Source organism: Enterobacter sp. 22499 (assembly GCF_052044815.1).
GTDB lineage: Bacteria > Pseudomonadota > Gammaproteobacteria > Enterobacterales > Enterobacteriaceae > Enterobacter > Enterobacter bugandensis.
In genome coordinates this window covers 1,206,030-1,223,817 of sequence record NZ_JBQENR010000001.1, presented here as the reverse complement: position 1 = coordinate 1,223,817, position 17,788 = coordinate 1,206,030, and the positions used below count along the sequence as shown (strand labels likewise).

General features: G+C 55.6%; 14 protein-coding genes and 7 tRNA genes. 2 read left to right on the top strand and 19 right to left on the bottom strand.

Going from position 1 to position 17,788, the window contains the following annotated elements; all coding sequences use genetic code 11:
- Positions 1-10 precede the first annotated feature (10 nt).
- The gene (gene leuS, locus ACTJI7_RS06005; protein ID WP_063154710.1) at positions 11-2,593 is read right to left on the bottom strand and encodes a leucine--tRNA ligase; all 2,583 of its coding nucleotides are present in this window, start codon (positions 2,591-2,593) and stop codon (positions 11-13) included.
- A 216-nt stretch (positions 2,594-2,809) separates the two neighbouring features.
- On the opposite strand from leuS, the gene ACTJI7_RS06000 reads away from it, so the two are divergent.
- On the top strand, positions 2,810-3,292 hold the full coding sequence (locus tag ACTJI7_RS06000; RefSeq protein WP_063154780.1) for a zinc ribbon-containing protein: 483 nt from the start codon (positions 2,810-2,812) through the stop codon (positions 3,290-3,292).
- Positions 3,293-3,346: 54 nt separating this feature from the next.
- Here the strand turns inward: ACTJI7_RS06000 and rihA are convergent, their stop codons facing one another.
- The 10 genes from rihA to miaB form a co-directional block, all read right to left on the bottom strand.
- The gene (gene rihA / locus ACTJI7_RS05995) at positions 3,347-4,288 is read right to left on the bottom strand and encodes a pyrimidine-specific ribonucleoside hydrolase RihA (protein ID WP_063154709.1); all 942 of its coding nucleotides are present in this window, start codon (positions 4,286-4,288) and stop codon (positions 3,347-3,349) included.
- Positions 4,289-4,408: 120 nt separating this feature from the next.
- The gene (locus ACTJI7_RS05990; protein ID WP_014883001.1) at positions 4,409-5,134 is read right to left on the bottom strand and encodes an amino acid ABC transporter ATP-binding protein; all 726 of its coding nucleotides are present in this window, start codon (positions 5,132-5,134) and stop codon (positions 4,409-4,411) included.
- Positions 5,134-5,808, bottom strand: a complete 675-nt coding sequence (gltK, locus tag ACTJI7_RS05985; RefSeq protein ID WP_028012346.1) for a glutamate/aspartate ABC transporter permease GltK — start codon at positions 5,806-5,808, stop codon at positions 5,134-5,136. Before gltK ends, ACTJI7_RS05990 begins: the two co-directional genes overlap by 1 nt.
- On the bottom strand, positions 5,808-6,548 hold the full coding sequence (locus ACTJI7_RS05980; RefSeq protein ID WP_028012347.1) for an amino acid ABC transporter permease: 741 nt from the start codon (positions 6,546-6,548) through the stop codon (positions 5,808-5,810). Before ACTJI7_RS05980 ends, gltK begins: the two co-directional genes overlap by 1 nt.
- A gap of 156 nt (positions 6,549-6,704) precedes the next feature.
- Complete coding sequence (locus ACTJI7_RS05975; protein WP_014831086.1) at positions 6,705-7,610, bottom strand: amino acid ABC transporter substrate-binding protein; 906 nt, start codon at positions 7,608-7,610, stop codon at positions 6,705-6,707.
- A gap of 355 nt (positions 7,611-7,965) precedes the next feature.
- Positions 7,966-9,504 (bottom strand): apolipoprotein N-acyltransferase, encoded by a 1,539-nt coding sequence (gene lnt, locus ACTJI7_RS05970; protein WP_063154708.1) that lies wholly within the window; start codon positions 9,502-9,504, stop codon positions 7,966-7,968.
- Between the two features lie 5 nt (positions 9,505-9,509).
- Positions 9,510-10,388, bottom strand: coding sequence for a CNNM family magnesium/cobalt transport protein CorC (gene corC / locus ACTJI7_RS05965; RefSeq protein WP_440669858.1), 879 nt, complete (start codon positions 10,386-10,388; stop codon positions 9,510-9,512).
- A gap of 84 nt (positions 10,389-10,472) precedes the next feature.
- Positions 10,473-10,940, bottom strand: coding sequence for an rRNA maturation RNase YbeY (ybeY, locus tag ACTJI7_RS05960; protein WP_003858677.1), 468 nt, complete (start codon positions 10,938-10,940; stop codon positions 10,473-10,475).
- Entirely contained in the window at positions 10,937-11,983 is a 1,047-nt protein-coding gene (locus tag ACTJI7_RS05955) for a PhoH family protein (protein WP_028012349.1), read from the bottom strand. Before ACTJI7_RS05955 ends, ybeY begins: the two co-directional genes overlap by 4 nt.
- Before the next feature lie 163 nt (positions 11,984-12,146).
- Positions 12,147-13,571, bottom strand: a complete 1,425-nt coding sequence (gene miaB / locus ACTJI7_RS05950; protein ID WP_028012350.1) for a tRNA (N6-isopentenyl adenosine(37)-C2)-methylthiotransferase MiaB — start codon at positions 13,569-13,571, stop codon at positions 12,147-12,149.
- A 135-nt stretch (positions 13,572-13,706) separates the two neighbouring features.
- On the opposite strand from miaB, the gene ubiF reads away from it, so the two are divergent.
- Complete coding sequence (ubiF, locus tag ACTJI7_RS05945) at positions 13,707-14,882, top strand: 3-demethoxyubiquinol 3-hydroxylase (RefSeq protein ID WP_047363671.1); 1,176 nt, start codon at positions 13,707-13,709, stop codon at positions 14,880-14,882.
- 107 nt (positions 14,883-14,989) lie between these two features.
- Here the strand turns inward: ubiF and ACTJI7_RS05940 are convergent.
- The 8 genes from ACTJI7_RS05940 to asnB form a co-directional block, all read right to left on the bottom strand.
- Positions 14,990-15,064 (bottom strand) — tRNA-Gln (locus ACTJI7_RS05940).
- 35 nt (positions 15,065-15,099) lie between these two features.
- Positions 15,100-15,174, bottom strand: a tRNA-Gln gene (locus ACTJI7_RS05935).
- Positions 15,175-15,213: 39 nt separating this feature from the next.
- Positions 15,214-15,290 (bottom strand) — tRNA-Met (locus ACTJI7_RS05930).
- Positions 15,291-15,307: 17 nt separating this feature from the next.
- Positions 15,308-15,382: transfer RNA gene (locus tag ACTJI7_RS05925), tRNA-Gln, on the bottom strand.
- 32 nt (positions 15,383-15,414) lie between these two features.
- A tRNA-Gln gene (locus ACTJI7_RS05920) sits at positions 15,415-15,489 on the bottom strand.
- Between the two features lie 23 nt (positions 15,490-15,512).
- Positions 15,513-15,597 (bottom strand) — tRNA-Leu (locus ACTJI7_RS05915).
- A gap of 7 nt (positions 15,598-15,604) precedes the next feature.
- Positions 15,605-15,681: transfer RNA gene (locus tag ACTJI7_RS05910), tRNA-Met, on the bottom strand.
- Positions 15,682-15,908: 227 nt separating this feature from the next.
- On the bottom strand, positions 15,909-17,573 hold the full coding sequence (gene asnB / locus ACTJI7_RS05905) for an asparagine synthase B (RefSeq protein WP_041910781.1): 1,665 nt from the start codon (positions 17,571-17,573) through the stop codon (positions 15,909-15,911).
- Between the last annotated feature and the right edge of the window lie 215 nt (positions 17,574-17,788).

Genomic DNA, 17,788 nt, shown 5'->3' with positions numbered 1-17,788 from the left:
CCTCCCGCGCTTAGCCAACGACCAGATTGAGCAGTTTACCCGGTACGTAGATCGCTTTACGTAAGGTAACGCCCTCAAGATATTTCGCAACCAGAGGTTCCTGGCCCGCGCGCTCGCGAACCTGATCTTCAGTTGCATCGACCGCCACGGTAATTTTACCACGGACTTTGCCGTTGACCTGGACCACCACCAGCGTGGTGTTTTCCACCATCGCTGCTTCGTCAGCCACCGGCCACGGCGCGTTGTCGATATCGCCTTCGCCTTTCAGCTCCTGCCACAGGGTGAAGCTGACGTGTGGCGTGAACGGGTTAAGCATGCGAACCACGGCCAGCAGCGCTTCACGCATGATGGCACGATCCTGCTCGCCGTCCTGCGGGGCTTTCGCCAGCTTGTTCATCAGTTCCATAATAGCCGCAATTGCGGTATTGAAGGTCTGACGACGGCCAATATCATCGGTCACTTTCGCGATCGTTTTATGAACATCACGACGCAGCGCCTGCTGATCTTCGCTCAGCGCAGCGGCGTTCAGTGCCGGAGCATCACCCTGTGCGGTATGTTCGTACACCAGCTTCCAGACGCGTTTCAGGAAGCGGTTCGCGCCTTCTACGCCGGATTCCTGCCACTCAAGGGTCATATCAGCCGGAGAAGCAAACATCATGAACAGACGTACGGTGTCCGCGCCGTAACGCTCAACCATCACCTGCGGGTCGATGCCGTTGTTTTTAGACTTGGACATCTTGCTCATGCCGGTATAAACCAGTTCATGGCCTTCAGCGTCTGTCGCCTTCACGATACGGCCTTTCTCGTCGCGCTCAACGATCGCATCAACCGGAGAAACCCAGTTACGCTCTCCGTTCGCGCCAACATAGTAGAAGGCGTCTGCCAGCACCATACCCTGGCACAGCAGCTGTTTAGCGGGCTCGTCAGAGTTCACCATGCCGGCATCGCGCATCAGCTTATGGAAAAAGCGGAAGTAGAGCAGGTGCATGATGGCGTGTTCGATACCACCAATATAGATATCTACCGGCAGCCAGTAGTTGGCGGCGTCAGAATCCAGCATGCCTTCTTTGTACTGCGGGCAGGTGTAGCGCGCGTAGTACCAGGAGGACTCCATAAAGGTATCGAAGGTGTCGGTTTCACGCAGCGCAGGCTGGCCGTTGACGGTGGTTTTAGCCCACTCAGGATCGGCTTTGATCGGGCTGGTGATGCCGTCCATAACCACGTCTTCCGGCAGGATCACGGGCAGCTGATCTTCAGGCGTTGGCATGACGGTGCCGTCTTCCAGGGTCACCATTGGAATTGGCGCACCCCAGTAACGCTGACGGGACACGCCCCAGTCGCGCAGACGGAAGTTCACTTTACGCTCGCCCACGCCCAGTGAGGCCAGCTTATCGGCGATGGCGTTGAAGCCCTCTTCGAAGCTGAGGCCGCTGAACTCACCGGAGTTAAACAGGGTGCCTTTTTCTGTCAACGCCTGCTCGGACAGGTCAGGTTCAGAACCATCGGCGGCCAGAATAACGGCTTTAATCGGCAGGTTGTATTTGGTGGCAAACTCGTAGTCACGCTGATCGTGACCCGGAACGGCCATGACTGCACCTGTACCGTACTCCATCAGAACGAAGTTTGCTGCCCAGACCGGGATCGCTTCGCCCGTCAGCGGGTGCTTAGCATAGAAGCCCGTCGCAACGCCTTTTTTCTCCATCGTCGCCATGTCGGCTTCGGCCACTTTCGTGTTGCGGCATTCGTCGATGAAGGTCGCCAGTTCCGGGTTGTTCTCTGCCGCTTTCTGCGCCAGCGGGTGACCTGCGGCCACGGCCAGATAGGTCACACCCATGAAGGTGTCCGGACGGGTGGTGTAGACGGTCAGGGTCTGGTCGTAGTTCTCAACGTTGAAGGTAATTTCCACGCCTTCAGAACGGCCGATCCAGTTGCGCTGCATGGTCTTAACGGTGTCAGGCCAGTGATCCAGCGTATCCAGATCGTTCAGCAGTTCGTCAGCGTAAGCGGTGATTTTGATAAACCACTGTGGGATCTCTTTACGCTCAACTTTGGTGTCGCAGCGCCAGCAGCAGCCGTCGATAACCTGCTCGTTCGCCAGAACGGTCTGGTCATTCGGGCACCAGTTAACGGCAGAGGTCTTCTTGTACACCAGGCCTTTTTTGTACAGCTCGGTGAAGAACTTCTGCTCCCAGCGGTAGTATTCCGGGGTACAGGTCGCCAGCTCGCGGCTCCAGTCATAGCCGAAGCCCAGCATTTTGAGCTGGTTTTTCATGTACGCGATGTTGTCGTACGTCCACGGTGCCGGAGCGGTATTGTTTTTTACCGCTGCGCCTTCTGCAGGCAGGCCGAACGCATCCCAGCCGATTGGCTGCAGAACGTTTTTGCCCAGCATGCGCTGGTAACGGGCGATCACATCACCGATGGTGTAGTTACGCACGTGGCCCATGTGTAGTCGACCAGAAGGATAGGGAAGCATCGACAGGCAGTAATACTTCTCTTTGCTCTCGTCTTCGGTTACTTCAAAGGTGCGCTTCTCGTCCCAGTGTTGCTGGACTTTTGATTCTATCTCTTCCGGGCGGTATTGCTCTTGCATGGCAGCCAGTGGTCCTGTGTTCAATACAGCTACAAAAATGTAGCCAATGGATGTGGTAATTCAGATCCGCATAGCATAGCCCAAACGCCCGCGTCAAAACAGCCTTTCGCGCAATTGCACTTTGCAGGAATTTACCGGGTCTGTGCTTCACCTGACAAAGCGGCGGCGAAATAAGGTCTATTATTAGAAATAGTTACTTACCCGGGAGGCAAAATGATGAACAAGGTTGCTCAATTTTACCGCGAACTGGTGGCGACACTGACGGAACGGCTGCGTAACGGCGAGCGCGATATTGACGCGCTGGTCGAACAGGCGCGTAAACGGGTGACGCAAACGGGTGAGTTAACGCGAACCGAAGTGGAAGAGGTGACGCGCGCCGTACGCCGCGATCTGGAAGAGTTCGCGCGCAGCTACGAAGAGAGCCAGGATGAGATCGCCGACAGCGTCTTTATGCGGGTGATCAAAGAGAGCCTGTGGCAGGAGCTGGCGGATATTACCGATAAAACCCAGCTGGAGTGGCGCGAGGTGTTCCAGGATTTAAATCATCACGGCGTGTACCAGAGCGGTGAAGTGGTGGGGCTGGGGAATCTGGTGTGCGAGAAGTGCCATCACCATATTGCGGTATATACGCCGGATGTGTTGCCGCTGTGCCCGAAGTGCGGGCACGATCAGTTCCAGCGTCGCCCGTTTGAGCCATAAGTAAAAGCGCAGTTTAGTTCCCTCTCCCCGTGGGAGAGGGCCAGGGTGAGGGCGTCAGGCCGCACAATAGTAAGCAAGTCTTTCCGCCAGCAAATCCACAAACGCCTCCCGGTCGATATCCACCATCAGCGTCGTATTCGGTTTATTCCCCGTCAGCGAATAGTAATCCACCACCGTCATCCCCTGGGTATATTTCCCCTGTGTCTCCACGCCAACCCATCTGTCCACCGTGGTAAACATTTCAGGCTTCAGCAGCCAGGCGATGGTGCACGGGTCATGCAGCGGCGCGCCGTGAAAGCCCCATTTCTCGGCTTTGTGGTACTCCATAAAGAAGTCGAGCAGCTCGGCTACGGTTGTCGCAACCGGGTTGCCCACGGCGCGGAAGCGCTCAATATCGTCTGCCATAATCTGTGCCCGATGCGTCACGTCCAGCCCCGCCATCACAATCGGCAGGCCCGACTGGAAGACGATCTCCGCAGCTTCCGGATCAACAAAGATGTTGAATTCGGCCGCAGGCGTCCAGTTCCCCAGCCCCATAGCCCCACCCATAATCACAATACGGGCGATTTTACCGCGCAGTTCCGGATGGCTGTTCAGCAGGAGCGCAACGTTGGTCTGCGGGCCGGTTGCCACTAGGGTGACGGGTTCTGCACTTTCACGCAGCACCTTCGCCATCAGCTCCACGGCGGTGCAGTTTTGCGGTGCAAAGCCCGGCTCCGGCAGCGCCGGGCCATCCAGCCCGCTTTCACCGTGAACGTTGTCGGCAATGATCAGCTCGCGCATCAGCGGCTTAACGGCGCCGCCTGCGACAGGAATATCGGTGCGTTTCAGCAGCGTCAGCATGCGTAAAACGTTGCGCAGGGTTTTGTCCGGCGTCTGATTTCCGGCGGACGAGGTGACCGCTTTCACGTCCAGTTCAGGGGTGGCAAGCGCGAGGACGAGCGCGATCGCGTCATCATGACCCGGATCGCAGTCGAGAATTATAGGGTGTGCCATAGCGTTCTCCATTCTTAGCATTATTTTGTGACAAGGTTAACGCTGCGATGTGACGCCGAATAGAAAAAGAGATCTAAAGCGTGAAGCAGTGCGCAATCCGCAGATTGCGCACCGAGAAGATTAGTGCAGGATTTTCGCGAGGAAATCTTTCGCGCGTTCGGATTTCGGGTTGGCGAAGAACTCTTCTTTCGGTGAGTCTTCGACAATTTTCCCTTCGTCCATGAAGATCACGCGGTTGGCCACTTTACGGGCGAAGCCCATTTCGTGCGTCACCACCATCATGGTCATCCCTTCGTGCGCCAGCTCGACCATCACGTCCAGCACTTCGTTGATCATTTCAGGATCGAGCGCTGACGTGGGCTCATCGAACAGCATCGCCACCGGATCCATGCATAGCGCGCGCGCAATCGCCACACGCTGCTGCTGGCCGCCGGAAAGCTGTGCCGGGAACTTATCGGCATGTGCAGAAAGCCCCACGCGCTCCAGAAGCTTGAGCCCCTTTTCGCGCGACGCTTTTTTATCACGCTTGAGCACTTTGACCTGAGCCAGCGTCAGGTTCTCAATAATGGACAGATGAGGGAACAGCTCAAAATGCTGGAACACCATGCCGACGTGAGAGCGAAGCTGGGCCAGGTTGGTTTTCTTGTCGTTCACTTTCGTGCCGTTAACAACAATTTCGCCCTGCTGCACAGGCTCCAGACCATTAACCGTTTTGATCAGCGTAGACTTACCGGAACCGGACGGCCCGCACACCACCACCACATCGCCTTTTTTGACTTCGGTGGAGCAGTCGGTCAGCACCTGAAAGTGCCCATACCATTTAGAAACATTTTTCAGGGAAATCATTATACCGTCCTTTTCTTCAGCCAGCTGACCAACAGCGACGCGCTTAAACTAATCACAAAATAGACCGCACCCGCGAAGAGCACCATCTCGACCTGCGTACCATCACGTTCACCTATGGTCGACGCGGTACGGAAGAAGTCCGCCAGACTCAGAACGTAAACCAGAGAGGTATCCTGGAACAGCACGATACCCTGGGTCAGCAGGAGCGGAACCATGGCGCGAAACGCCTGAGGCAGAATGATGAGCTGCATGGACTGCCAGTGCGTCATTCCCAGAGCCAGCGCGGCGCTGGACTGCCCACGGGAGATACTCTGGATACCCGCACGGATAATCTCTGAATAGTAAGCGGCCTCAAACATCGAGAACGCCACCATCGCAGAGATCAGGCGGATGTCGGTTTTCGGCGACAGTCCCAGCACATTCTGTAAGAAGCCTGGAACAATCAGGTAAAACCACAGCAGCACCATCACCAGCGGGATGGAGCGGAAGACGTTAACGTAGGCAGTCGCAAACCAGGCGAGCGGCTTAAAGCTCGACAGGCGCATGACGGCCAGCAGGGTACCCCAGACGATACCCACAACGATAGCGATCGCGGTGATCTTTAGGGTAATCACCAGGCCATCGAGCAGGTAAGGCATGGATGGAACAATAGAACTCCAGTCAAATTCGTACATTATTTGCCTCCCAGATTGCCCGGCAGGCGTACTTTGCGTTCAACCAGGTTCATCACCAGCATGATGAAAGCGTTAATCAGAACATACGCGAGCGTGATCGCGGTGAAGGATTCCCACGCGTGAGCGGAGTAATCCAGCAGCTTGCCCGCCTGTGCAGCCATATCCACCAGGCCGATGGTTGAGGCGATGGCCGAGTTTTTCACCAGGTTCATCATCTCAGAGGTCATCGGTGGAACGATAACGCGGTAGGCGTTAGGCAGCAGCACGTAGCGGTAGGTTTGTGGCAGGGTCAGGCCCATCGCCAGGCCCGCATTTTTTTGTCCGCGTGGCAATGACTGAATGGCGGCACGCACCTGCTCGCAAACGCGCGCAGCGGTAAACAGCCCCAGACACATCATGGAGGAGACAAAGAACTGCACGTTCGGATCCAGCTCCGACTTGAACCACATGCCAATATTTTCCGGCAGCAGTTCCGGGATGACCAGATACCAGGTAAAGAACTGCACGATGAGCGGAACGTTACGGAACAGTTCCACATACAGTGTGCCAATTGTTGAAAGAAAACGGTTAGGGACGGTGCGCAGAATACCGAACAGCGAACCGACAAGAAACGCGATGATCCACGCCGTTATCGATAATGCCACGGTAACCTGAAAGCCGCTCCACAGCCAGCCAAGATAGGTGGTGTTGCCGAACGGGGCTTGTTGCAGGAAGATGCCCCAGTTCCAGTCTATTGACATAATAAACTCCAGAAAAAAGAGGGTAGCAGCGCTACCCTCGAAGATTGGTGAGAAGCTCTTTTTTCGCGCTGAGTGGGGAACGACCACTCAGCGTATATGTCTGTCCATGCTTCCCGACAATCGAGAGGGCAGGAGGTCCCGCCCCTGTTGTTCTAATTAGTTAAGAGCCTTGTCATTTGGAGATTTGAACAGCGCTTTCATGTCGTCAGACAGTTCAAAGTTCATATTGAGATTTTTTGGTGGAATCGGGTTCTTAAACCACTTGTCGAACCATTTTTCCGCTTCGCCGGAGGTCTGCACCTGGGCGATAGTGTCATCGATCAGCTTTTTGAACTGCGGATCGTCTTTACGCAGCATACAGCCGTAGGCTTCTTTGGACTGCGCGGTACCGACGATATCCCAGTTGTCTGGTTTCTTCGCCTTCGCACGTTCGCCCGCCAGCAGGGCGTCATCCATCATAAACGCGACGGCACGACCGCTTTCCAGCGTACGGAAGGAGTCGCCATGGTCTTTCGCGCTGATGATGCGCATATCCATTTTCTTCTCGTCGTTTAGCTTGTGCAGCAGGACTTCAGAAGTGGTACCGGAGGTCACAACGACCGCTTTGCCTTTCAGGTCCGCAAAATCTTTGATCGCGCCGCCTTTCTTGGTCAGCAGACGGGTGCCCACGACAAAGATGGTGTCAGAGAAGGCCGCCTGTTTTTGACGCTCGAGGTTGTTGGTGGTGGAACCACACTCGAAGTCAAAGGTGCCGTTTTGCAGCAGAGGAATACGGTTCTGTGAAGTGATTGGGATCAGCTTCACCTGCAGGTCAGGTTTGTTCAGCTTTTTCTTCACAGCTTCAACGATAGCGTTGGAGTAATCCTGTGAATAGCCCACGACTTTTTGCGTGTTGTCGTAGTAAGAGAACGGGACGGAAGATTCACGGTGGCCGACCACGATGACGCCGTTTTTGGCAATCTTGTCGAGAGTGCTGCCTGCTGCCGGAGCGTCTTCAGCGTGAACCACGCCTGCGGACATTCCCATAACCAGCATTGCTGTGGCCAGTTTACGTAATTGCATACCCAACTCCTTTCTTATCAGCGCCAGTGACGCATAGATACCCATTGTGATGTTGTTATATCTCGCGCAATGCGAGTGCAGTGTTATGCAAGCTTGTTAACATTTAGTCTGGCTTAATGTAAAGATTTTGCTGCGTTATTGTTTATTTTTGCGAAGCGCGCCGCACCATTCAGAGGCAATAATCTCCCGTTGCACCGTTTCGGTGCTAGCGACGATCTACACTGGTGCGACAAGGTTGCACGTTAAGCCAGACAGCGTTTACGTGAATAAATAAAGCAACAGGCGTGCCAGAATTGAAGATTGGGAGGAAATTGCCGGGTAAGGCGCAGCCGCCACCCGGCATCAGAAGGCAAGATTATTTATGACGCTGACGCAGGCTCATCAGCACGGCGCCAAAGCCGAACAGCGCGGTCAGGATCCACAGCGGCCAGTTGCCGGTGCGGGCGTACGGCGTCAGGCCCGTGGTTGGCGTGACTTTGGTTGTCAGCACTTCACGGGTGAACTGCGGGATCATGGCCTGGATTTCGCCCTGCGGGCCAATCACGGCGGTGATGCCGTTATTGGTGCTACGCAGCAGCGGACGCGCCAGCTCCAGAGAACGCATGCGTGCCATCTGGAAGTGCTGCCACGGGCCAATCGATTTACCGAACCACGCATCGTTGGAGATGGTCAGCAGATAGTCGGTGTCCGGGCGGAAGTTATCGCGCACCTGCTCGCCGAGGATGATTTCGTAGCAGATGGCGGCCGTCAGGGCCAGACCGTGCGCGTGAAGCTGGGGCTGAACGTACGGACCGCGGCTGAAGGAGGACATCGGCAGGTCAAAGAACGGTGCCAGTGGACGCAAAATAGACTCCAGCGGCACAAATTCACCGAACGGCACGAGGTGGTTCTTGTTGTACCGGTCGGTGGAGTGGTAGCTGTATTCGCTGTCTTTGCCGAGCGTAATAATGGTGTTGTAGGTGTCGTAGCGGTTCTGCTGATTCAGGCGCGCATCAACAATGCCGGTAATCAGGGTGCTGCCGCGCGCCACCAGCAGATCGTTCATCATGTTGAGGAACGGCTGCTGGTTAATTTCCAGATCGGGAATAGCGGATTCTGGCCAGATAATCAGCTGTGATTTGCCCATCACCTCTTCGGTGGCGTTGGCGTAGATCTTCAGCGTGTTCAGCAACTCTTTTTCGTCCCACTTCATGGACTGCGGGATATCCCCCTGCACCATGGAAACCTGCATGGCGCGCTCGGGCTCGGGCGTGAACCACTGGATATAGCGCAGCGGGAAGGGCAGAGCGAACAGCACCAGCGCCACAGCCAGCGGCTTCCAGCCGCGCGTGACCAGCGCCAGTACCAGCAGGCCGCTTACCACCATCAGCAGAAAGTTAATGGCTTCAACGCCCATTACCGGTGCCAGACCTTTCAGCGGGCCGTCAATCTGGCTGTAGCCGAACTGCAGCCACGGGAAGCCGGTCAGCACCCAGCCGCGGAGGAACTCGGTAATCTGCCAGACCACTGGCGCGGCAATGGCGACACGCAGCCAGGTGGTTTTAGGCCACAGGCGAGAGAGAATCCCGGCGAACAGACCGGTATAGAGCGAGAGATAGGCGGCGAGCAGGACGACCAGGAAGACGTTAACCGGCCCCGGCATCCCGCCAAACTGTGCGATGCTGACGTAGACCCAGTTAATGCCGGAGCCAAATAGCCCCAGCCCCCAGAAGTAGCCGATCGCAGCGGCCTGTACCGGACGACGATTCAGGGTTAACCCCTGAAGCCCCATCAGGGAGAGAATGGCCGCGGGCCAGATATCGTAAGGAGAAAAAGCCAGCGTACCGCTGGCTCCGAGTAACAGCGCCAGCAGCAAACGGACGCGCTGGCGTTCAAGCAATGGGGCAAATGCCATTTACATTAATCTTCCAGTTTTGGCACCGGTGAATCGTCCGGCGTTCTGACGTGAACCTGTATAATACGTCGGCTGTCGGCCATTGCCACTTTGAACTGGTAAACGTCGATGTCAACGGTCTCACCGCGCGCCGGAAGATGGCCAAAGGCCTGCATCACCAGCCCGCCAATGGTATCGACCTCTTCATCGCTGAAGTGGGTACCGAAGGCGTCGTTGAAATCTTCAATCGAGGCCAGCGCGCGCACGGTCCAGGTGTGGCGGCTAAGCTGACGGAAGTCGATATCTTCTTCTTCGTCGTACTCGTCTTCGATTTCGCCCACGATCAGCTCAAGAATATCTTCGATCGTGACAAGACCTGAGACACCGCCGAATTCATCAATAACAATCGCCATGTGGTAACGCTGAGAGCGAAACTCTTTCAGCATTCGATCCACACGTTTACTTTCCGGCACGACCACGGCCTGGCGTAACACTTTTTCCATGCTGAAGGCTTCGGCATCGCTGCGCATAAACGGCAGCAGATCTTTGGCCATCAAAATCCCTTCGATGTGATCTTTATCTTCGCTGATGACCGGGAAACGCGAGTGGGCGGATTCGATGATCACATCGAGGCACTCGTCCAGCGTCTGGTTACGTTTCAGGGTGATCATCTGCGAGCGGGGGATCATGATGTCGCGGACGCGCTGGTCGGCAATGTCCATGACCCCTTCGAGCATTTCGCGCGTATCTTCGTCGATAAGGTCGTTCTGCCCGGAATCACGAATCAGCTCCAGCAGTTCATCACGGTTTTTCGGCTCGCCGTGGAAAAGCTGGTTCAGAATGAGGGAGAAAAATCCCTTTTTACTGGTTGTCGTGTCGCTACTGTGTGAATTGTCGTCGCTCATGGCGTTTGTTAAGGGTTCTCTTGTTAGTTCAACGTTAACCGCCGCGCTATGTCCCTGCGCGGCGGCATGGTAGTCAGTAACTGACTATTCTTTCTCGGCAATGTACGGATCCTCATAGCCCAGAGCAAGCATTATCTCTGTCTCAAGGGACTCCATCTCTTCCGCTTCGTCATCTTCAATGTGGTCGTAGCCCAGCAGGTGCAGGCTGCCATGTACCACCATATGCGCCCAGTGCGCTTCCAGCGGTTTCTGCTGCTCTTTGGCTTCCTGCTCAACCACCTGACGGCAGATGATCAGATCGCCCAGCAGCGGCATCTCAATACCCGGCGGCGCTTCGAACGGGAAAGAGAGCACGTTGGTTGGCTTATCTTTCCCGCGGTAGGTCAGGTTAAGCTCATGGCTTTCCGCTTCATCCACCAGGCGAATCGTGACTTCTGATTCTTCCTGAAACTGGGGGATTACCGCATCCAGCCATTTCTGAAACTGTGCCTCTTCTGGCATGCCGGAATTGTCTTCACATGCCAGCTGTAAATCGAGGATCACCTGACTCATTTCTGTTCTTGCTCCTGCGCTTCGCGCTTACGTTCCGCGGCCTGTTCGGCCCTGCGTTTTTGATCCGCCTCTTCCCAGGCTTCATAGGCGTTAACGATGCGCGCGACCACCGGGTGGCGAACGACGTCTTCACTGTGGAAGAAGTTAAAGCTAATTTCGTCTACCTCTGACAGCACCTCAATGGCGTGGCGCAGGCCTGATTTAGTGCTGCGCGGCAGGTCGATCTGGGTGACGTCACCGGTGATCACCGCTTTCGAGTTGAAGCCGATACGCGTCAGGAACATTTTCATCTGTTCGATGGTGGTGTTCTGGCTCTCATCGAGAATGATGAACGCATCGTTGAGCGTACGGCCGCGCATGTAGGCGAGCGGGGCCACTTCGATCACGTTACGTTCGATCAGCTTCTCCACTTTCTCGAAGCCGAGCATTTCAAACAGCGCGTCGTACAGCGGGCGCAAATAGGGGTCCACTTTCTGACTCAAATCGCCCGGCAGGAAGCCGAGTTTTTCACCCGCTTCAACGGCAGGACGGGTCAGCAGGATACGACGGATCTCCTGACGCTCCAGCGCATCCACCGCAGCGGCAACCGCCAGATAGGTTTTACCTGTACCCGCGGGACCCACGCCGAAGGTGATGTCGTGGTCAAGAATGTTGGCGATGTACTGCGCCTGGTTCGGCGTACGCGGCTTGATGACGCCACGCTTGGTCTTGATATTGATCGCCTTGCCGTAGTCCGGCACGCTTTCCGCGCTCTGCTCAAGCACGCGCGCCTCTTTAATGGCGAGGTGGATCTGTTCCGGCTCGATATCCTGAATTTCGCCGCGCATCGGGGCGGTATCGACATACAGGCTGCGTAGAATATCTGCTGCCGCGTTGACGCAGATAGGGCGTCCGGTGAGTTTGAAATGGTTATCGCGACGATTGATTTCGATACCCAGACGTCGCTCCAGTTGTTTGATGTTGTCATCAAACGGCCCGCACAGGCTCAGCAGGCGAGCGTTGTCTGCGGGCTCAAGGCTAATTTCACGCGTATCTATGTTCAAACTGTTCCTCTTTAATTGGTTAACTGACCCGCTGCCACACGGCGCAATAGAACGGTCATTACCGAAATTATTCACGCCACAGAATAAAGGCGCAAGCGTTGCGGTAGATATTGGGGGTGATGAGAGGAAATACAAGGCCTGCCGAAGAGGCAGGCCTGAAGGATCAAGGCTGGTAAATCCCAACGCCAGAATCGTTTTCTTTGCGGGTACGAGAAATAACGGATTCCGGTGACTCGGCAATACGCAGGCCCATTTCGTCCTCGGTGCGTACCACCTTCGCGCGCAGCGAGTTGGTCAGCACTTCGACAATTTCGACGTCCACAAACTTACCGATCATGTCCGGGGTGCCTTCGAAGTTCACCACGCGGTTGTTCTCGGTACGACCGGACAGCTCCATGATGCTCTTGCGGGAGGTGCCTTCCACCAGAATGCGCTGGACGGTTCCGAGCATGCGGCGGCTCCAGGCGTTGGCCTGCTGGTTGATGCGTTCCTGAAGAATATACAGACGCTGCTTTTTCTCTTCTTCCGGCACGTCGTCAACCATGTCGGCCGCAGGCGTGCCAGGACGCGCTGAGAAGATGAAGCTGTAGCTGACGTCAAAGTTCACTTCACCGATGAGCTTCATAGTGCGCTCGAAGTCATCAGCGGTTTCGCCTGGGAAGCCGACGATAAAGTCAGAGCTAATCTGGATATCCGGGCGCGCTTCGCGCAGCTTGCGGATGGTGGATTTGTACTCCAGCACCGTATGCGGACGGCCCATCAGGTTCAGCACGCGGTCAGAGCCGCACTGAATAGGCAGGTGCAGGAAGCTCACCAGCTCTGGCGTATCGCGATAGACGTCAATGATGTCGTCGGTAAACTCCATCGGATGGCTGGTGGTAAAACGAATACGGTCGATGCCGTCAATCGCGGCTACCAGGCGCAGCAGTTCGGCAAAGCTGCCGGTGGTGCCGTCGTAGTTCTCGCCGCGCCAGGCGTTAACGTTCTGGCCCAGCAGGTTCACTTCGCGAACGCCCTGCGCGGCAAGCTGGGCAATTTCAAACAGAATGTCGTCCGCCGGGCGGCTGACCTCTTCACCGCGGGTGTAAGGCACCACGCAGTAGGTACAGTATTTGTTGCAGCCTTCCATGATCGAGACGAAGGCGGTCGGGCCATCGGCGCGCGGCTCTGGCAGACGGTCAAATTTCTCGATCTCCGGGAAGCTGACGTCAACGACCGGGCTACGGTTACCGCGAACCTGATTGATCATCTCCGGCAGGCGGTGCAGGGTCTGAGGACCAAAGACGATATCCACATACGGGGCTCTCTGGCGGATCAGCTTACCTTCCTGCGACGCGACGCAGCCACCGACGCCAATGATCAGGTCCGGATTTTTCCGTTTAAGAAGCTTCCAGCGGCCTAACACATGAAAGACTTTTTCCTGTGCTTTTTCACGAATTGAACAGGTGTTCAGCAGCAGCACATCGGCTTCTTTCGCATTTTCAGTCAGCTGGTATCCGTGGGTGGTATCCAGCAGATCGGCCATCTTGGATGAATCGTATTCGTTCATCTGACAGCCCCAGGTTTTTATATGGAGTTTTTTAGTCATCGACTTGCTCAGCTCAGGATTGCAAGCCGCGTATTGTAATGCTTTGGTGGGGTTGTGACCAGTATGAAGGTTGTGTGTCTCAGGACCGCAAAAATCCGGTAAACTTAAGGGATTCTCCAATAAGGAAAATTGACCATGACACTCCAACACACCGAAGTTGCCGTTGTCGGCGGCGGTATGGTCGGCGGCGCGCTGGCGCTGGGGCTGGCGCAGCAGGGATTTGATGTAACCGTTATTGAACAGGCGGCTCCCCCGGCATTCGATCCCGCCAGCAAACCGGACGTGCGCATTTCCGCCATCAGCGCGGCGTCCGTCGATCTGCTGCGCGGCCTGGGCGTCTGGGAGGCGGTGCAGGCGATGCGCGCACACCCCTATAGCCGTCTTGAAACCTGGGAGTGGGAAAATGCCCACGTGTCGTTTGACGCCGCCGAGCTGAAGCTGCCGCGCCTGGGCTATATGGTGGAAAACAACGTGCTCCAACTGGCGCTCTGGCAGGCGCTGGAGGCACATCCGAAGGTGACGCTGCGTATGCCTGCGTCACTTAAGGCACTGCATCCTCATGAAAGCGGCTATTTGCTGACGCTCGACAGCGGCGATGAACTGGCCGTGAAGCTGGTCGTCGGGGCCGATGGCGCTAACTCGCAGGTCAGGGAGATGGCGGGTATTGGGGTTCATGCCTGGCAATATCAGCAATCCTGCATGTTAATCACCGTTCAGTGTGAGAATGCGCCGGGTGAAAGCACCTGGCAGCACTTTACGCCGAACGGCCCGCATGCATTCTTGCCGCTGTTTGATAACTGGGCTTCGCTGGTGTGGTACGACAAACCGGCGCGCATTCGCCAGCTGCAGGGGCTGTCGATGGAGCAGCTGCAGCGCGAGATCCTGCTTCACTTCCCGAGCCGCCTTGGCAACGTGACGCCAGTCACCGCAGGTGCATTCCCGCTCACGCGCCGTCATGCTTTACAGTATGCCCGAGAAGGGCTGGCGCTGGTGGGCGATGCGGCACACACCATCCACCCTCTGGCGGGGCAGGGAGTCAACCTTGGATACCGTGACGTCGATGCGTTACTGGACGTGCTGGGCAACGCACGCGCTCACGCGGAAGCCTGGGCCAGCCATCAGGTACTGAAGCGATACCAGACGCGCCGTATGGCGGATAACTTCATCATGCAGTCAGGGATGGATCTGTTCTATGCCGGTTTCAGCAATGACCTGGCCCCGGTGCGCATTCTGCGTAACATTGGCTTAATGGCGGCAGAGCGTGCCGGTGGGCTGAAGCGTCAGGCGCTGAAATACGCCCTCGGACTCTAATCTTAATTCCCTCTCCCGTGGGAGAGGGGTAGGGTGAGGGCATCAGGCCGCACTATTCTGAGCAACAAAAACAAAAAAGCCCGCAGAGCGGGCTTGTTTGTTTTAAGTGGCTGGGGTGCAGGGATTCGAACCCCGGAATGCTGGTATCAGAAACCAGAGCCTTACCGCTTGGCGACACCCCAATTGCGTTAAACAGACTGCTTAACGACTTTTAAATTGGCTGGGGTACGAGGATTCGAACCTCGGAATGCCGGAATCAGAATCCGGTGCCTTACCGCTTGGCGATACCCCAACAATTTTTTATTACCGAAACAAATCGATAATCTTAATTTGGTGGCTACGACGGGATTCGAACCTGTGACCCCATCATTATGAGTGATGTGCTCTAACCAACTGAGCTACGTAGCCAGTACTGCAGTCTTCGATGGCTGGGGTACCTGGATTCGAACCAGGGAATGCCGGTATCAAAAACCGGTGCCTTACCGCTTGGCGATACCCCAATACCGCGGAGAACCGCAAAATCGAAGAAATATGGCTGGGGTACCTGGATTCGAACCAGGGAATGCCGGTATCAAAAACCGGTGCCTTACCGCTTGGCGATACCCCATCCGTGCAACGCTTACCCGGGAATGGTGCGGGAGGCGAGACTTGAACTCGCACACCTTGCGGCGCCAGAACCTAAATCTGGTGCGTCTACCAATTTCGCCACTCCCGCAAAAAGATGGTGGCTACGACGGGATTCGAACCTGTGACCCCATCATTATGAGTGATGTGCTCTAACCAACTGAGCTACGTAGCCATCTTTTTTTCGCGTTACCTTATCGGCGTTGCGGGGCGCATTATGCGTATAGACCCTTGCAGCGTCAACACCTTTTTCAACGAAAATAGCCGGAATGTGACTGTTTGGTTAGGTTGCGAACAGCGTGGCCGAATATTCGGCAATTATTGGTTATTAATCGGTTTTTGGTGGTGAAATGTGAGGCAAAAAAAACAGGCCCCTGAGGGGCCTGTTTGAAATCGTTGTGATTATTTGTAGGCGGACTGGTGAACGCCTACCGCACGCCCCGATGGATCGTTCATCGCCTTGAAAGATTCATCCCATTCAATGGCTTTTGCGGATGAACAGGCCACTGACGGACCGCCAGGAACACACTCGGCAGCGCTCGGCACCGGGAACAGTTCTTCAAAGATCTCACGGTAGAGGTACGCTTCTTTCGAGCCCGGCGTGTTGTACGGGAAGCGGAAGCTTGCGGTTTCCAGCTGCTGGTCAGAAATCTGCTTCGCCGCCACCTCTTTCAGGGTGTCGATCCAGCTGTAGCCAACGCCATCAGAGAACTGCTCTTTCTGACGCCATGCCACGCTCGCTGGCAGGTAAGATTCAAAACATTCACGCAGGATATGTTTTTCCATTTTGCCGTTGCCGCACATTTTATCCTGCGGGTTGATGCGCATCGCCACGTCGAGGAATTTCTTATCCAGGAACGGCACGCGCGCTTCCACGCCCCAGGCTGACATCGCTTTGTTGGCACGCGCACAGTCGAACATATGCAGCGCCTGCAGCTTACGCACGGTCTCTTCATGCAGCTCTTTGGCGTTTGGCGCTTTGTGGAAGTACAGGTAGCCGCCAAACACTTCGTCAGAACCTTCGCCGGAGAGCACCATCTTGATGCCCATCGCCTTGATCTTACGCGACATCAGGTACATCGGCGTGGAGGCGCGAATGGTGGTCACGTCATAGGTTTCAATGTGATAGATCACATCGCGGATCGCATCCAGGCCTTCCTGCACGGTGAAGTGAATTTCATGGTGCACGGTGCCGAGGTGGTTTGCCACTTCCTGCGCGGCTTTCAGATCCGGTGCCCCTTCCAGGCCCACGGCAAAGGAGTGCAGCTGCGGCCACCAGGCCTCGGAGCGCTCCTGATCTTCTACGCGACGAGCCGCGAATTTCTTGGTGATCGCGGAGATCACGGAGGAGTCCAGACCGCCGGAGAGCAGTACGCCGTAAGGCACGTCTGACATCAGGTGGCTTTTCACGGAATCTTCCAGCGCCTGACGCAGCTCGGCTTTATCCGTCACGTTGTCTTTCACCGCGTCATAGTCAAACCAGTCGCGCTGGTAGTACGAACGGATTTCACCGTCTTTACTCCACAGATAGCTGCCCGCCGGGAACTCTTTGATGGTGCGGCAGACCGGTACCAGCGCTTTCATCTCTGAAGCAACGTAGAAGTTGCCGTGTTCATCGTGCCCCATGTACAGCGGGATAATACCGATATGGTCACGGCCAATCAGGTAAGCGTCTTTTTCGCTGTCGTACAGGGCGAAGGCAAACATGCCCTGCAGGTCGTCGAGAAACTCGGGACCTTTCTCCTGATACAGCGCCAGGATCACTTCACAGTCAGAGCCGGTCTGGAAGGCGTAGCGGTCGCCGTACTCGGCGCGCAGCGCCTGATGGTTATAAATTTCACCGTTGACAGCCAGCGCGTGCGTTTTTTTCTCGTTATACAGCGGCTGTGCACCGGCGTTGACGTCAACAATAGACAGACGTTCGTGAGCCAGAATCGCTTTGTCACTGGCGTAAACGCCTGACCAGTCCGGTCCGCGATGGCGCATCAGGCGGGACAATTCGAGTGCTTTTTTACGCAGTTCGCCCGCGTCAGTTTTAATATCCAGTACGCCAAAAATTGAACACATAACCTTCTCCGTTAACTCTATTGCATTGTGATGTTGCTTGCTTATGAAAATGCCGCAAAAGGGGGGAGGGGCGCAAGGGTTTTACGGGCCAAAACGGAAATAGTGCAATAGTGATTGCGGAATAGTGAAAAAAGAGTACGTCACGCATCCTTTTATTGATGATTATGCAATGAAAATGGTTTTTTGTTAGATGGTGTTTTGTTTATATAAGCTTA

Coding starts and splice junctions, on each gene's coding strand:
- leuS (WP_063154710.1), bottom strand. CDS start 2,593: ATGCAAGAGCAATACCGCCCGGAAGAGATAGAATCAAAAGTCCAGCAA.
- ACTJI7_RS06000 (WP_063154780.1), top strand. CDS start 2,810: ATGAACAAGGTTGCTCAATTTTACCGCGAACTGGTGGCGACACTGACG.
- rihA (WP_063154709.1), bottom strand. CDS start 4,288: ATGGCACACCCTATAATTCTCGACTGCGATCCGGGTCATGATGACGCG.
- ACTJI7_RS05990 (WP_014883001.1), bottom strand. CDS start 5,134: ATGATTTCCCTGAAAAATGTTTCTAAATGGTATGGGCACTTTCAGGTG.
- gltK (WP_028012346.1), bottom strand. CDS start 5,808: ATGTACGAATTTGACTGGAGTTCTATTGTTCCATCCATGCCTTACCTG.
- ACTJI7_RS05980 (WP_028012347.1), bottom strand. CDS start 6,548: ATGTCAATAGACTGGAACTGGGGCATCTTCCTGCAACAAGCCCCGTTC.
- ACTJI7_RS05975 (WP_014831086.1), bottom strand. CDS start 7,610: ATGCAATTACGTAAACTGGCCACAGCAATGCTGGTTATGGGAATGTCC.
- lnt (WP_063154708.1), bottom strand. CDS start 9,504: ATGGCATTTGCCCCATTGCTTGAACGCCAGCGCGTCCGTTTGCTGCTG.
- corC (WP_440669858.1), bottom strand. CDS start 10,388: ATGAGCGACGACAATTCACACAGTAGCGACACGACAACCAGTAAAAAG.
- ybeY (WP_003858677.1), bottom strand. CDS start 10,940: ATGAGTCAGGTGATCCTCGATTTACAGCTGGCATGTGAAGACAATTCC.
- miaB (WP_028012350.1), bottom strand. CDS start 13,571: ATGACTAAAAAACTCCATATAAAAACCTGGGGCTGTCAGATGAACGAA.
- ubiF (WP_047363671.1), top strand. CDS start 13,707: ATGACACTCCAACACACCGAAGTTGCCGTTGTCGGCGGCGGTATGGTC.
- asnB (WP_041910781.1), bottom strand. CDS start 17,573: ATGTGTTCAATTTTTGGCGTACTGGATATTAAAACTGACGCGGGCGAA.